Source organism: Acetobacter conturbans (assembly GCF_011516755.1).
In the GTDB taxonomy this organism is placed as follows: domain Bacteria; phylum Pseudomonadota; class Alphaproteobacteria; order Acetobacterales; family Acetobacteraceae; genus Acetobacter; species Acetobacter conturbans.
In genome coordinates this window covers 1-13,903 of record NZ_WOSY01000008.1, presented here as the reverse complement: position 1 = coordinate 13,903, position 13,903 = coordinate 1, and the positions used below count along the sequence as shown (strand labels likewise).

Here is a 13,903-nt window from a genome sequence, read left to right as displayed (position 1 = left end):
ATATTCTAGGTGATTGATGACTTCAATAACACAATACGGAACACTCAACACATCAAGCCTTACTGTTCCAGATTTATACATACAGATAGTCACTAGCGGTGCTACATCATTATCTGGTGCTCAAACAGATATTATCGGAGTGGTTGGAACAGGAAGCTGGGGACCCATCAATACTCCTGTAGTTTTTGGAACTTCGGTTGAACGAATTGCTGCATTTGGGCCAATGCAGCAATCCTCGTATGATTTGGCAACAACCGTTTCGACTGCCATTTTACAAGGGGCTAGTGATTTTGTTGGGGTCCGGGTTACGGATGGGACAGATAGTCCAGCTTCAGTCTCTGTTGTTGCCGAAAAAGACTCAACTACAACGCAAATAATTCTGAATTCTAAATATACCGGGTCATATGGAAATAATATAACATTCCAAATCTTGTCGGGATCTGCCCCCAACACATGGAAAATCATTGTAGCAATTCCAACTCAAATACCAGAAGTATTTGATAATATTTCAGCCAACGGTGGAAATCCCGCTTTTTGGAGCACTTTAGTTTCTGCCATCAATAGTGGTCAATCTTCCGTTCGTGGACCAAGCCAGATTGTGGTCGCATCCCTTGGAACAGACACAACTGTAGCGCCTGCGGCGATTGCCACGACGCCTTTAACAGGTGGAACAGACGGCAACACAAATGTAGTTTCGCAAACTCTTGTCGGCAATGATGGCACGACCAGAACAGGAATGTACTCTCTCCGTGGACAACAATGCAGTATTGGCATCCTATCCGGAGTAACAGATGACACGACCTGGACCACTCAAGCGGCATTCGGTCTTGATGAAGGTATATACATGCTGACATCCGGGCCTGCAGGTGAAAGTGTAGACACCGCCATTACAAAAAGGAGCTCAGTGGGAGTCGATAGTTACGCTCTCAAAGCGCTCTTAGGTGACTGGATTTATTGGTACGACTCGGAAAACGCTTTAACGCGCCTAGTTTCTCCCTCTGGTTTTGCCGCAGGCAAATTAGCAGCATTATCTCCACAACTACCAAGTCTAAACAAAGAGCTTTATGGTATCATCGGCAGTCAAAAATCAGGATTGGTTAGCTCAGGACAAACTTTAACATATTCCTCTGCTGAATTAGAAGCTTTATTTAGCAATGGTATAGATGTCATTTGCAATCCGGCACCCGGTGGGTCGTATTGGGCAGTAAGAGCCGGCATTAATATTTCCAGTAATTCCGAAATAAATGGTGATGAATATACCAGAGTTACTAATTTCATTTCCGAAACCATCGCCGGAGGAATGGGAATCTATATTGGACAACCTATCTCTCCAACTTTATTTTCAGATGTAGAGGCGACCTTAACGGGATTTTTATCTGATCTTGAGTCTCAGGGTGTTATTGGAACCACCTCTGGAACAGTGCCATACTCGGTCATCTGTTCTACTCAAAACAACCCACAGTCCCGTACATCGCTTGGGTTTCTACAGGCTGATATTAGTGTAACATATTTCGGTATCAATAAAAAATTCATCGTCAATATCACAGGGGGGGCCGATGTAACGGTCTCTAGTAACTAATGGCTACGACATATACCCTTGGACGCCAAGGATCTATAATTCTAATTTGGAATGGGAGCCGAATTGATATTCAGGATGTAACTGATTTTACTACTCATCAAGAAATTCAAACCCAAAGAGTTTTTCCATTAAATAAACCTCCAGTTGAATTTAATACGCCAGCTGGATGGAGAGGAACATTTACAATTGACCGAGGAAATTCCGCATTAGATACAATATTTAATGATGATGAGTTGGCTTTTTGGAATTCAAATACAATTTCGTCTGGCGTTCTTTACTGCTATATACAAGAAAGTGATGGTAGCACATCAAAATTTGAATATAGCGGATTGACATTGTCTTTTTCTAATGCTGGCCGATTTACTGCTGAAAGTGTAGTATCGCAAACGGTTTCTTTTTTCGCTAGCCAGAGAAGAGCCATCTAAGCATGGACAAGAAAAATATTGAAATTAATTGTGAGTCCGGCAAAAAATTAACTTTCCGTGAAATTACGCCTGGAGAAATGCTTGATCTCATTTTAGCTTGTGGAGCAGAAGGGGCCAGAAATGATGCTTACCTGAGTGTCGTGCAACAATGGTGTTCTATTCGTGCCATTAACAATATTCCCATCCCTTTTCCGACAAACAAACAAAGCATTCGCGATCTTGCAGATGAACTTGGTAACGACGGGATTGAGGCACTTGAAAAATATTTCGACACTTCGGAATCACCTGCGTTAATTGACGAAATCGAATCAATAAAAAACTAGCAACCTCTCCATCTCTCTATATAATTTTGACGCTATTAAAATCTAATGTTCCCTATGATCTTATTATGGAGTGGGATTGGAAACAGCGAGCCGCCGCCCTTGTGGTCATAGGGGAAATGGATGGAGGGGAATTTTCTTGGGAGCGTCTTTCCTGGACTAGTTAGTGCCTGTTTAATATATTTTCATTAATATAAATTGTTATGATAAAATAATGATATACAAGAAGTTTAATTGGAATCATATCTCAGTAGACCATAAAATAAAAAATTTTATTCGAAATAATACAAAAAAAATACCTAAAATATCAAAACTATTTTTAAAAAAAAATCCAGTTACGGATATAAACGATAGTTTATATAATAAAAAGCACGTGGAGATATTTAGGAGACCTTCTTTTGCATCTTATATTAAAAAAAATAAAATAAAAACTGAGATTAAAAAATCTACAAGCAACAGCAACAGCAACAGCAACAGCAACAGCAACAGCAACAGCAACAGCAACAGCAACAGCAACAGCAACAGCAACAGCAACAGCAACAGCAACAGCAACAGCAACAGCAACATACGTCCATATAAAAAGATTATAAATCCCGATAAAAATAAAAAAAACATAAATTTATTTAAAAAATATTTAAAAAATAACAATGAGAAAAGTGTATTTAAACGAACGTTAAAAAGCGCGACGATCAGTTTACTAAAAAAACAAATTATTAGTAATCATGGTAATCATGGTAATCATGGTAATCATGGTAATCATGGTAATCATGGTAATCATGGTAATCATGGTAATCTACTAGTTTACAAAAATAACAATAAAATACCAATTAATATAAATAATTTTATCAGAAAAAATAATTTACGCTTACATTTTATAGATAAAAATACTTCACATGCAACTTCCGATCACGTCAAAAAAAACTCAAATGAAATGCAAGGTTTTTTTATAAAACCATCGTTCTCATTGCCGAACATCTATCATAAAAATAAGGAATACGGACGAAAAAAGTCTATCGAAAATTTTATATTAAAACCTCAGTTAAACAAACAAAGTGGTTCTGTGGGGCTAAAAAATTCAGAACTAAAATTACATATCCCTCAACCCAATGCCCCAAAAAATAAAAAATATACGAGCTATTTTCATAACGATACAATGCATTCTATTACTGGCGCACCGACAGGATCCTTAATGTCTTGGATACAAAGCATTCCTAGCCACCCAGGGTTACATATCTAATGAGTTTTCTTGGAATAGTCTCTAGTATAGAATCTGCGTTAGGAGCACAGGCTTTTACATTGGGCACTGTTGCCTTTAGTGATACCGAAGTTCCATCTGAGTTGGAATGGGGGGGCTACCAAGCCACCGAAACATTCAGACAAGCGGGAGGTGGAAAGACCGTTGTCCTTAACGGATATTACGATCATCCTTTGGCATGGGAAGGAATATTCAGAGGCACTACAGCCCTCCAGCGAGCACAAACACTAGATTCAATGACGCGAAATGGAGATATATACGAATTTACGGGAGGAGGAATTTCGCGAAATGTTGTCATTACCGCGTTTCAGGCAATGTATACAAAAAAGGGAACAATCATTCCTTATAGAATTTTTTGCGAAGTTATTCCAGATGATATCACAACATCTTCTTCCACAAGATCTGCTCTGATGACTTTGCTGGGGGAAGATACGACCAATGCATTATCTACTGTTACAAATTTACTCTCTCAAGTATCATCCACGGCGTCTCTGGTTTCCGCTTCAGGAAGCGCATATTTGGGACAAATCACACCACTGGCCAATTTATTTGGTAGTGGCGGAAGTGTCTCCCTACTTTCAGCTCAGCTTTCAGGAATATCAACTCAAGCAGGAGCCTTATCTTCGCTTACAACCAACACAGAATTGCTAAGTTTCCAATCACTGATAAATAGTGCGTCGAGTAATAACTCAGAACTATCAACAGAATCAAACACAGAGCTGAATTCAATTGCTGCAAATTCCCAAGGAAATTTAATCTCTAATGCGGCCTCCTTGATATCAGCAAGCTCCTATTCCGCTGTATCGTCCTCTTCATTGCTAAATTCGTCCTACCTGAACAGGATCAGCACAAATATTTCAACTGCAATACAGTAAAAAAGGAATGCTGTTATGTCATCTTCACAGAATCAAATCACTGTCAGCCCCAGTGATATCTCACTGTGGCATATAGCAGCCCGATATCTGGGTGATGCAACGCAAGCTAATCGCATTATGACGACCAATAATCTGTCTGAAACATGGATAACTTCACTTACTAGTCTCACTCTTCCCGCTTACGATTTAAATCAAGGTGGTGGAATTTCCTCTTAACATTCTCATCCCTTGACCTGACGCCTGATAGCCCATCACAAATGATCACGGCTCTTCAGAACAAAGATCGTATCACCGTAGTCGATCGCATAAATGACCGACATGATGGTGATAGCGGAAGTTCAGACGCCTTGTTCTGCAGTAGCAAAAGTTAACATTTTCAGGGATGTTTCGGTGCCAATCCGACCTGACTTGAAGAGGCTGTAACCGGCTGACTGGCGCGCGATTAGCCAGCATATCCGTTTTGCACAGGCTGGGACGGATCGACACTCACGATTCCCAATTGGTCTGAACGCTGATTCATAAGGCTCCGAGTTGATGTGCGGAGCGAATAATGGGGATCCGGAACGCTATGAAAAATATAAGACAGTGCAACCGCATTTCCAAAACTTGTCTCATTCTGGGGTATGGGAGCGCACGTGCACCGTACTGGCTACCGACCGCGACAACCAGTATCTGATGATCGACAGCAGCATCGTCCGCGCCCACCAGCAGGCGGCGACCGGAAAAGGGGGGCGGAATCAGGCGCTGGAGCGCTCCCGAGGCGGATTGACCACCAAACTCCACATGATGGCGGATGCACTTGGCCGACTGCTTCGCTTCATCATCATCGCGGGCTACGTCGATGATATCACCCAAGCATCAACGCTCCTCGAAGAGCAGACCGGCAATGCCTGACGGATGCGCATTACGAACATCGGAGCCGAAGCGATGATCCCATCCATCTGTTCCCGCATCCCCTCAATCGGTGATGTCACATAAACTCCGGTATGGTAGACGGCGGCGATGAGCAAGGCGTGTGTGAGCTGCAAGCGACATCGTTTCCCGCAGGAGCTGATCGCGCATGCGGTGTGGCTGTATTTCCGGTTTCCGCTGAGCTTCCGTCTGATCGAGGAGATGCTACTCGAGCGTGGGATCATCGTCTCCTATGAAACCATCCGCCGCTGGAGCCGGAAGTTCGGGACGGCCTTCGCCCGCTCCCTGCGCCGCAAACCTGCGGAATGTGGAGACATCTGGCATCTCGACGAGGTGCGGATCGTCATTCGCGGCCAGCCACACTGGCTGTGGCGCGCCGTTGATCAGGACGGCTACGTCCTGGACGAAATCCTCCAGACAAGGCGGAATACAAAGGCCGCGAAGCGCCTGCTGACCCGACTGCTGGCAAGGCAGGGCGCCCGCCCGAAACGCATGGTCACGGACAAGCTGGCTTCCTATGGCGCGGCCAGGCGCAAGCTGAAATCATCGATCCGGCATCTGTCCCACAAGGGGCTGAACAACCGAGCGGAGAACAGTCATCTGCCGTTGCGAAAGCAGGAGCGGGTCATGCAGAAATTCCGCTCCCCCGGCAGCTGTCAGCGTTTCGTCTCCATCTTCTCCGCCATTCGCAATCTCTTCGTCCCGCCCGCCTCCATCGACAACGCGATCTCCCGCCACGTCCATCGTGTCCGGGCATTCGCCCAATGGAACAACGCAACCGCTCTCATAGCCTGAAAACCCCGGCAGTGGCCTTCCTATATCCCCTGCCAGTTAACGTGACATCTCCGCTGAAGGACGCTTTTTCGGATTGTAGAAATTACTGATATAATGATTTACCGTTTGTTTGACGTCATGGCGTGTTTTCCAGTTCTATCGCCATAGAAGTTCGGCCTTTAGGGTTTGAAAAAGCTCTACGTGACCGCATTGTCCCTTCCGCTCATGGAAACAATGCAGCCTTGATCAACAAGAACCCTGCGATACTCATCTGAGCAATACTGACTGCCGGGATCTGCGTGGTGGAGGCACACACGAGGCGGATTTGTGACGGTTTATGGCTTGCCTGGGGGCCCTGATGGCAAGATCCGTGGTCATGAGGGCATCCAAGGCCCATCCGATCACCCGGCTTGAGAAAAGATCAAGCACGACAGACAGATAAATCCAGCCTTCCTGCGTCCGGATGTAAGTGATGGGTTCGAAAAACCCTATTCACGATTCTCTCCATATAGCGATATCAAAGAGCTCTAGTCGTCATCCGGCCAGAAAAGAAGGGGTTTTCGAACTCTCCAGCTTCTGGGTCACCGTCTGATAGCAGGGGATTTTGACTGCCAGATCACAGAATTTCATGTCCGTGTTGTCGAACTTGATCGCTTCACCGTGCTCGGAACTCCAAACACAGAACCCATCCGGTAAAATAACGATCATTCAAAGAGATCAGCTCTACCAATCGTCGGTTTAGGCAACAGAGCCTCTGTCATGCCAATAATGACCAACTATTGAAGGGATCAAGATCAGCAAGAGTTCGGAGATAGGGCAATGGCATGATGCTCAAGATGCCACGACCAGTGTAGACGCAGTGTGGAAGCGGTCGCGGCACGTACGGGCATCGTACTGGTAAACCCACTCTGCCTTGATCCCGACCGCGTTAGGATTGTCCGCCTGCTCGCGCTGAAAAGCCAGATCACGCTCGCGCAAGGCTTCGGGCGAGGAAAGATGATAAGTTCGGCCACGTTCGCGCGCCTCAAGCTGCACGCGCGCGGTGCGGGGACGGCGCTCGGCTTCATACGCCTCGAGCGCGGCGCGGAGTTGGTCAGTTCCGAACGTGTCGAGAGCCTCAGCCAGGACATAGCCATCTTCGATCGCCATCGCAGCGCCCTGCGAAAGAAAAGGCAACATCGGATGGGCGGCATCGCCGAGAAGCGTGACAGTGTCCTGCGACCACCGTGTCATCGGATCGCGGTCGAACAATCCCCATTTGTAGATTTGGTCGGGGTCGGTGTCTTGGAACAAGCGGATCAGGTTCTCGTTCCAGCCCGTAAAGGCGCCGATCAGTTCAGCCTGCTCACTCTTGACGGTCCACGATTCCTCAATCCAGTCGTGATTCTCGTTGACCGCGACGATATTCACCATCGCACCCCCTTTCACGTAATAGGTCACGACGTGACCCTTCGGGCCCATCCAAAAGGCGGATGTTGGCGTGACGTAGGGCAGCGGGTGATACTGGACCGGCACCAGCGCGCGCCAGCACATATGCCCGGTGTAGCTTGCTGGCTCATCACCCCAGAGCGAAGCGCGAATTACAGAGCGCACGCCATCGGCACCCACCACAAGATCGGCCGCAAACTCGCTGCCGTCTTCGAAACAGACCACCGGTTTGTCGCCTTCCTGACGCAATCCAGTGCAGGCAAGACCAAGCGTCACCCGTTCGGCGGGAATGTCCTTGGCCAGCATCGCATGCAGATCGGCGCGATGGACGTGATAGAACGCAGCACCGAAGAGGTCTGGGCAAGTGTCACGCAGAGGTGTGCGAAACAGCTCCTGACCGCTCTGCCAGTTGAAGCCGACCATCGCCTCGGGGAGAAAGCCGACGCGGGCCAGTTCACTTTCCAGGCCAAGGGCCTGCAGGACCTTGACGGCATTGGGCGTGATCTGAACGCCAGCACCGATCTCACCGAAGGTGGAGGCGCGCTCGAACAGATGGCAGTCGATCCCGAGACGATCAAGGCTGCGGGCCAGCGCGACGCCGCCGATGCCACCGCCGACGATTGCCACGCGAAAGTTGTTCTTCATGGGAAGCTCCTGAAGGCGCGGTATGGCCAGTTCAAAGGTCAAGTTCCAGGGTGGTCAGTCCGCGTGAACAGCAGGCCATCATGGTGTCAGCGGTGGCTCTGGCAGTGGCCGAGAGCACTTGGTCGCGATGATCGATCTGGCCCGACAGCACCCGCACCTCACAGGCACCGCAGACCCCCTCCTCGCACGAGTAGGGAAGGTCGATGCCGGCTGCGAGGCAGACGCTCAGAACGGTTTCTTCCGGCGCTACCTCGAGGGTGCGTTTGGAGCGCATCAGCCGAATGGAGAAGCCGTCGGTCGGAGTGGTGTCGAGCGGAGCAGCAGCGAACCGCTCGCGATGCACGAGTGCAAGAGGACGTTCCGCCGTCAGCGCATCGAACGCGTCGATCATACGTCCGGGCCCGCAGCAATACAGCAGGGTGCCCTCCGACACGCCGGGGAGAATGTCGGCGAGACGCGGAGCCACGCTGGAAGTATCATGCAACAGCACGCTGCCATCCCGAGCCGCCGCTAGTTCTTCGCGGAACAACGCCGCTTCTGGACCGCGTGTCCAGTAATGGAGCTTTACGCACAAGCCTTTAGCCACGAGCTGACGATACATCGATATGATCGGTGTGATCCCGATGCCACCGGCGAACAGGCAGTACGGCGCGGATGCAGCCAAATCGAGTGGGAAATGGTTGCGCGGAACGGAAAGGCAGTAAATCCCACCGACAACCGTTTCCCGATGCCAAATCCCCGAGCCACCTCGACCCTCAGGCGAATCCTGCACCGCGATCTCGTAGCGCTCAGGCGAAGGCTGTGGCCACAGTAGCGAGTACTGTCTCACCGTGTCTGGCGTGATCTCGAGATCGACATGCGCGCCCGGTGCGAAATCCGGGAGCACCGCGCCATCGAGCGAGGCGAAACGGTACAGGTTGATCCCCGGCGCGCCATAAGCGATCTCGACGAGCCGCAGCCGCAGCGATGAGTCAGATGACGCCATAGGAGATGCCCTTGGCGCGCAGCCAGGTCCGATAGCGCTGACCCATCAGGTCGGTTCGGTGATGAAGTTCGTAGCGCAGTTCAGTCGGGATACGTTCCGGCCGCTGTGTCTCGACGATTTCACGATCCTGGCTGTAGACCACGTCAGCTCTGTCGCGTACGACCTTCGGATCTGGATGCGGCTGCATGTTCATCGCTGCGCAAACGCGAACGATCGTCGTCTTCTCATCGACCGGCTGGGCAGTGAAGAAGGTGGTGAAGAGGTCGGATTCTTCCGAAACGATGTCACCCTTGGCATCTGCCTGTTGAGTGCGCTTGGAGAAATAGGCCACCAGAGGGCGAAAGGCGTAGTAGGTGTAGAAAGCCATCAATGGAATACCGCGTGCGTCGCCCCATGGCTGAAAGACCTGCACTTCCGAGGAACGCAGCCCGGTTTCGACTTCATGCACCTCATAGGGTTCGAGCCGGTCCGGGTTCTCCATCACGCCGTTGAGGCCAGCGTGGACGAACGGGAAGTGGCTGGCGTCGATGAAGTTCTCAATCGCCCGGAACCCGTTGGCGGCATAGTTGTAGGGACCGTTGTGGACCTTCAGGAAATGCTCATCGTCCCACTCCGGGAAGACTGGAATATCTTCGAACGGCTCGCCAAGGCATACCCACACGAACCCGTAGCGCTCGACCGCGCGATAGGGAAAAGCGACCGCCTTCTTCATCGGTGTTTCGTCTGGAGCCGCTGGCATCAGTGTGCAGCGGCCTGTCCCATCATATTGCCAGCCATGGTATGGACAGACGACCCGATCGTTCTTGATCCAGCCTTTCGACAGTCGAGCGCCACGATGGATGCACAAATCCTCCCATACATGGATGGTGCCCTCGGCAGAGCGCCAGGCGATCAGATCGCGCTCCAGCAGTCGCACCGGATAGATGGTGTCAGGAACGAAGTCTGTGGCGAAGCCCACGACGTGCCAGCTGTTGAGCATGACTGGATCACGACAGCCGTCCTGGGCGGTTATTGGCTGATGAGCGGAAAGGGTTGTGACAGACATGAGGTCTCCTCACAGGCTACGGGTTGTTGGCATAATTAATTATACGACTATATAATTGACATAATCTATTTAGCCGCTCATATAAATAACTCTAGCGATGACATTATGGATCGAGTCAAGCCAGAAATGCGCGTTTTTTGTACATTCGTTTCCGCGAACCTCGAAAGCAGACCACAAAATATGCACAAGCCTAATATATGTGCATTTTATGATGCTGTTGGTCACTTCAACGTTCAGGTGCAGGCGGCGTGAGTGGGATATCAGGCCGTCGAGGTCTCGCAGTAACCGAACCGGCGGCGAAGCGACCAGGCCGTCCGGAGGGGGGGAAGCGACAGGTTCGCGCCGATATCCTTAACTCCGCCGAAATGATCTTTGCCGATAATGGCTACGCTGGGACGACCATGCGTGAGATTTCGGAACATGCAGGCATCACTCAGGCGCTGATCACTTACTACTTTCGCTCCAAGTTCGGGCTCTTCAGCGAGACCTTCCTCCGACGTGCGACTGTCATCGCCGATTGCCGCATCGAAAATCTGAGCCAACTCCGTAGACGAGGACTAGCGCGCGACGTGGCCGCCCTCGTGGAAGCCTTCCTCCAGCCCGTGCTGGACCTGCGTGCCACGGCACAGGGTCGCGCCTACCTGAGGCTGCACGCCAGACTACACACGGAGCCTCCGAACCTGTCCTATGACCTTCGTAAACAGGCCTATGACGAGTCGACGCATCTCTATGTCGAGGCCTTACACGATGCCCTGCCCCACCTGGCCCGCATCGATGTGCAGTGGCGCATGACTCTGATGATCGGCACATACTTGTATGCTCTGTCGGACACTCATCGAATGGAGGACTTGATGCCGGATGCCTACAATGCTGAAGATGCACACCATCTCATGCAGGAAGTTATCTCGTTCATTGTCAGCGGTTTAGGCAGTAGCCATTCGCAGGGTGTGTCGTCAGCTAACGTATGACGGTATGAGCCTTGTAATCTCGTTCCATGATGTTTTCTCCCTGCTTTTCAGAGGAAATACGTAAATGTGGCGGTATAGTCTGAGCGACAGTCAGTGGGGGCGGATAAAGGATCTTCTCCCGGGTCGTAAAGGCCATGTCGGTGGCAAAGCTGCGGAAAGAGGCATCTCGGCTGATTTAGCGACAACGCCGGTTGTCACGATCAGTTGAGAGCCATCGGTGCAGACGACAGCCTGAGCGTTGTAAGCCTGCCGGAATTCGTGAGTATCCGAGCACCACATGAGCTGGCTGTCGGGTGGCGGTTCATCATCAGCGTCGGCATGGCCGCCGCGTTCTGCTCGATCGGGAACGGGCGAACCTCCTCCGTCCTCACCATGTCGGGAGATTGGTCAGAAACGTGGCGAAATTGCCGACATCGCGAAGGTAGTTGCGTTGCGTCTCCTGTGAGAACTGACCGACTGCCATATCATCAAACAGTCACTGGCGAAGGGGGCTGATCGCAACGATACACAGGGTCTCTGTCATCATTCGGCTCCTTCTGATGGGAAGAAGCCAGAGTGCTGTGCCACCTTGGGCTAGCCTCAATTAAAACGGCTCCCCCACGCCGTGGTGACAGACCTTCACTCTAATCCTTCTGCGTGACCCAGCCCTGCCATTCCGGTTTCATCGAGAAAATGACAGCGGCACGTCCACTCCGAAATTCCGGCCTGAGACGTGGCCGCAGTCAGCACTCCTCGACCGGGACTGGCAAAGCGAGGCATCGTTCCTGACGCTTCGCGCTCTCTGCCAGATTAATTGCTCCACTTTGATTTCCGTCAAAGTCGCTTGAGGCGGAAATGCTACCGCCGTGACGTCCTTTTGCCAGCAGAATCTTTCTTCTGCTGTTGATGAGCGATTTCGTGCTTCAGCTTGATCCAGTTGTTCCAGCGACGTTCATCAAACCGTCCATCCTCGCAGGCGGTCCGAACCGCACAGCCAGGCTCGACCTCGTGCTGACAATTCCGAAAACGACACTGCTGAGCAAGCACCTCGATTTCCGCAGTAAGATCAGCAAAGGCTGCGAAAAGGCTCTCGCGGGCATTGACCATTCCCAGTTCCCGCATGCCCGGCGTGTCAATGAGCAGACCGCCCGAGGGTAGGCAGACCAACTCCCGGTGGGTCGTGGTGTGCCTTCCTTGCCCACCGTGCGCTGAGACCGGTCCTGTGGCTGCATGTTCTGTTTCCATCAGGGCGTTCAGGAGTGTCGACTTTCCTGCGCCCGATGTTCCCAGCATGACACCTGTGCGCTGTCCGGTAAGGTATGAGGCAATCTCCTGAAGACCTTTGCCTTCAAGAGCGGACACGACTTGGAGGTCAATCGATGGAGCGCAGGTTCTGACCGACGCCACGATGGGCTCAATATCATCGCACAGGTCTGCCTTGGTCAGAACGACGACAGGTCTGGCGCCACTTTCTGTCGTGAGAGTCAGGTAGCGCTCAAGACGAGACAGATTGAAATCCTTGCCCATCGTCATGACAAGAAATGCCACATCAATGTTGGCGGCAATGACCTGCACCTGAAGACGTCTGCCGACTTCTTTGCGGACGAAGCAGGTCATGCGGGGCATTACGGCGTGAATTGTGGCGCGTTGCTCATCCAGACGCGGCTGGCACGCAACCCAGTCGCCAATCGCAGGTCTCTCCAGTGGATCCGATGTATGGAGGAGCCGTCCCGCAGTATCTGCTTGTAGGAGACCTTTTTCCGTGATGACAGCGAGAAGACCACGTTGTTGGGAAATAACGCGACCGGGAAGCAGATCACTCTCAGAAGACTGCTGGAAGGAAAGCGCTATCATGGCGTTCCAGCCATAGGATGTCAGCAAGGTCAGGAAGCTGTCTTTCGTGGCGAAAGGGAACACCACCAACAGTGCCCCAAATGTGAGGGCTTGATCAGGAGAAAAAGCGATCACGGAATTGATAATCCTGACCGTGCCCTTAATCTGCCTAATCTAGCCGCAGCAACTGCCTGCCTGTATGCCTGAGGCCTTGTCAAGAAAAACAGTAAACAACTACGGCTTGTCGTCAGTTAGGCCGATGACGGCAGAGACAAGTTGGGCTGCTGCGAGGAATGTTGATTTCAATTTGTTATGGCGTGTTGCTACGCCTCTGAACTGCTTCAGTTTAACGAAGAAGCGTTCGATCTCGTTTCTCCTTTTGTACAGCGAGAAGCGGATTGTGTGTGGATTACGGCGATTTTTCTTTGAAAAGATGACCGCTGTGATCTGTTGTTCTTCGAGCTTTTCGATGAGTGGATCAGCATCATAGGTCTTCTCAGCTATAAAGACCTGGGGATTTATTTCATCCAGAAATGGCTCTGCTTCAGTAATATCGGCTCTCTGACCGGGTGTCAGGGAAAGGGCGAGGGTCTTTCGTGTAGCATCGACAACGGCATGGATTTTCGTGATCCGTCCGCCAGAGGAGTGCCCAATACCTGATCCGTGCCCCTTTTTTACGGACACCCGCGTTGTGCTGGTGCGCACAGACAATCGTCCCGTCGATCATCTTGTATTCACTGTCGTGATCGACAGTCAGATTTCGAAAATGCGCTCGATCACAACCCTTTAGCAACAGCGACGCAGTTGTCTGTGAACGTTTTTCCAGTCAGTGAAACGCGTCGGCAGATCACGCCATGGGATATCAGCCTGATCACGATAC

13 protein-coding genes and 3 pseudogenes are annotated in these 13,903 nt (G+C 50.8%); 9 read left to right on the top strand and 7 right to left on the bottom strand.

Features of this window, described 5'->3' with window-relative positions:
- The first annotated feature begins 16 nt into the window (after window positions 1-16).
- From GOB81_RS09515 to GOB81_RS09485, 7 genes and pseudogenes are all read left to right on the top strand, one after another.
- The gene (locus GOB81_RS09515) at window positions 17-1,579 is read left to right on the top strand and encodes a phage tail protein (protein WP_173570191.1); all 1,563 of its coding nucleotides are present in this window, start codon (window positions 17-19) and stop codon (window positions 1,577-1,579) included.
- Complete coding sequence (locus GOB81_RS09510; protein WP_173570190.1) at window positions 1,579-2,004, top strand: hypothetical protein; 426 nt, start codon at window positions 1,579-1,581, stop codon at window positions 2,002-2,004. The genes GOB81_RS09515 and GOB81_RS09510 overlap by 1 nt, the downstream gene beginning before the upstream one ends.
- 2 nt (window positions 2,005-2,006) lie before the next feature.
- Window positions 2,007-2,327: a hypothetical protein gene (locus tag GOB81_RS09505; RefSeq protein ID WP_173570189.1), complete on the top strand. Its 321-nt coding sequence runs from the start codon at window positions 2,007-2,009 to the stop codon at window positions 2,325-2,327.
- Window positions 2,328-2,538: 211 nt separating this feature from the next.
- Entirely contained in the window at window positions 2,539-3,561 is a 1,023-nt protein-coding gene (locus GOB81_RS09500; RefSeq protein WP_173570180.1) for a hypothetical protein, read from the top strand.
- Complete coding sequence (locus GOB81_RS09495; protein WP_173570188.1) at window positions 3,561-4,454, top strand: hypothetical protein; 894 nt, start codon at window positions 3,561-3,563, stop codon at window positions 4,452-4,454. Before GOB81_RS09500 ends, GOB81_RS09495 begins: the two co-directional genes overlap by 1 nt.
- A gap of 606 nt (window positions 4,455-5,060) precedes the next feature.
- Complete coding sequence (locus tag GOB81_RS09490) at window positions 5,061-5,348, top strand: hypothetical protein (RefSeq protein ID WP_173570187.1); 288 nt, start codon at window positions 5,061-5,063, stop codon at window positions 5,346-5,348.
- Window positions 5,349-5,440: 92 nt separating this feature from the next.
- Window positions 5,441-6,161 (top strand): annotated as a pseudogene (locus GOB81_RS09485) (IS6 family transposase).
- Window positions 6,162-6,407: 246 nt separating this feature from the next.
- On the opposite strand, the gene GOB81_RS18025 reads toward GOB81_RS09485, so the two are convergent.
- The 4 genes from GOB81_RS18025 to GOB81_RS09470 all read right to left on the bottom strand — a co-directional run bounded on the left by GOB81_RS18025 (window position 6,408) and on the right by GOB81_RS09470 (window position 10,243).
- A complete protein-coding gene (locus tag GOB81_RS18025) occupies window positions 6,408-6,605 on the bottom strand; it encodes a hypothetical protein (RefSeq protein ID WP_408736921.1) in 198 nt (65 codons plus the stop codon).
- Window positions 6,606-6,971: 366 nt separating this feature from the next.
- Window positions 6,972-8,213, bottom strand: a complete 1,242-nt coding sequence (locus GOB81_RS09480) for an FAD-dependent monooxygenase (RefSeq protein ID WP_173570185.1) — start codon at window positions 8,211-8,213, stop codon at window positions 6,972-6,974.
- 31 nt (window positions 8,214-8,244) lie between these two features.
- Entirely contained in the window at window positions 8,245-9,198 is a 954-nt protein-coding gene (locus GOB81_RS09475; protein ID WP_173570184.1) for a PDR/VanB family oxidoreductase, read from the bottom strand.
- Window positions 9,185-10,243 carry an aromatic ring-hydroxylating oxygenase subunit alpha gene (locus GOB81_RS09470; protein WP_173570183.1) on the bottom strand — a complete coding sequence of 353 codons (1,059 nt, stop codon included), beginning with the start codon at window positions 10,241-10,243 and terminating at the stop codon, window positions 9,185-9,187. The genes GOB81_RS09475 and GOB81_RS09470 overlap by 14 nt, the downstream gene beginning before the upstream one ends.
- A gap of 248 nt (window positions 10,244-10,491) precedes the next feature.
- Here GOB81_RS09470 and GOB81_RS17965 point away from each other — a divergent pair, with 248 nt between their 5' ends.
- On the top strand, window positions 10,492-11,211 hold the full coding sequence (locus tag GOB81_RS17965) for a TetR family transcriptional regulator (protein WP_198912107.1): 720 nt from the start codon (window positions 10,492-10,494) through the stop codon (window positions 11,209-11,211).
- Between the two features lie 64 nt (window positions 11,212-11,275).
- A pseudogene (locus GOB81_RS17705) lies at window positions 11,276-11,368 on the top strand (IS5/IS1182 family transposase); the annotation flags it as partial.
- On the opposite strand, the pseudogene GOB81_RS17700 reads toward GOB81_RS17705, so the two are convergent.
- From GOB81_RS17700 to GOB81_RS09450, 3 genes and pseudogenes are all read right to left on the bottom strand, one after another.
- Window positions 11,359-11,526: pseudogene (locus GOB81_RS17700) on the bottom strand (IS5/IS1182 family transposase); the annotation flags it as partial. The pseudogenes GOB81_RS17705 and GOB81_RS17700 overlap by 10 nt on opposite strands.
- A 522-nt stretch (window positions 11,527-12,048) precedes the next feature.
- Window positions 12,049-13,158, bottom strand: a complete 1,110-nt coding sequence (gene rsgA / locus GOB81_RS09455; RefSeq protein WP_173570182.1) for a ribosome small subunit-dependent GTPase A — start codon at window positions 13,156-13,158, stop codon at window positions 12,049-12,051.
- Between the two features lie 99 nt (window positions 13,159-13,257).
- Window positions 13,258-13,728 (bottom strand): IS5 family transposase, encoded by a 471-nt coding sequence (locus tag GOB81_RS09450; protein WP_173570181.1) that lies wholly within the window; start codon window positions 13,726-13,728, stop codon window positions 13,258-13,260.
- Window positions 13,729-13,903 lie beyond the last annotated feature (175 nt).

Coding starts and splice junctions, on each gene's coding strand:
- GOB81_RS09515 (WP_173570191.1), top strand. CDS start 17: ATGACTTCAATAACACAATACGGAACACTCAACACATCAAGCCTTACT.
- GOB81_RS09510 (WP_173570190.1), top strand. CDS start 1,579: ATGGCTACGACATATACCCTTGGACGCCAAGGATCTATAATTCTAATT.
- GOB81_RS09505 (WP_173570189.1), top strand. CDS start 2,007: ATGGACAAGAAAAATATTGAAATTAATTGTGAGTCCGGCAAAAAATTA.
- GOB81_RS09500 (WP_173570180.1), top strand. CDS start 2,539: ATGATATACAAGAAGTTTAATTGGAATCATATCTCAGTAGACCATAAA.
- GOB81_RS09495 (WP_173570188.1), top strand. CDS start 3,561: ATGAGTTTTCTTGGAATAGTCTCTAGTATAGAATCTGCGTTAGGAGCA.
- GOB81_RS09480 (WP_173570185.1), bottom strand. CDS start 8,213: ATGAAGAACAACTTTCGCGTGGCAATCGTCGGCGGTGGCATCGGCGGC.
- GOB81_RS09475 (WP_173570184.1), bottom strand. CDS start 9,198: ATGGCGTCATCTGACTCATCGCTGCGGCTGCGGCTCGTCGAGATCGCT.
- GOB81_RS09470 (WP_173570183.1), bottom strand. CDS start 10,243: ATGTCTGTCACAACCCTTTCCGCTCATCAGCCAATAACCGCCCAGGAC.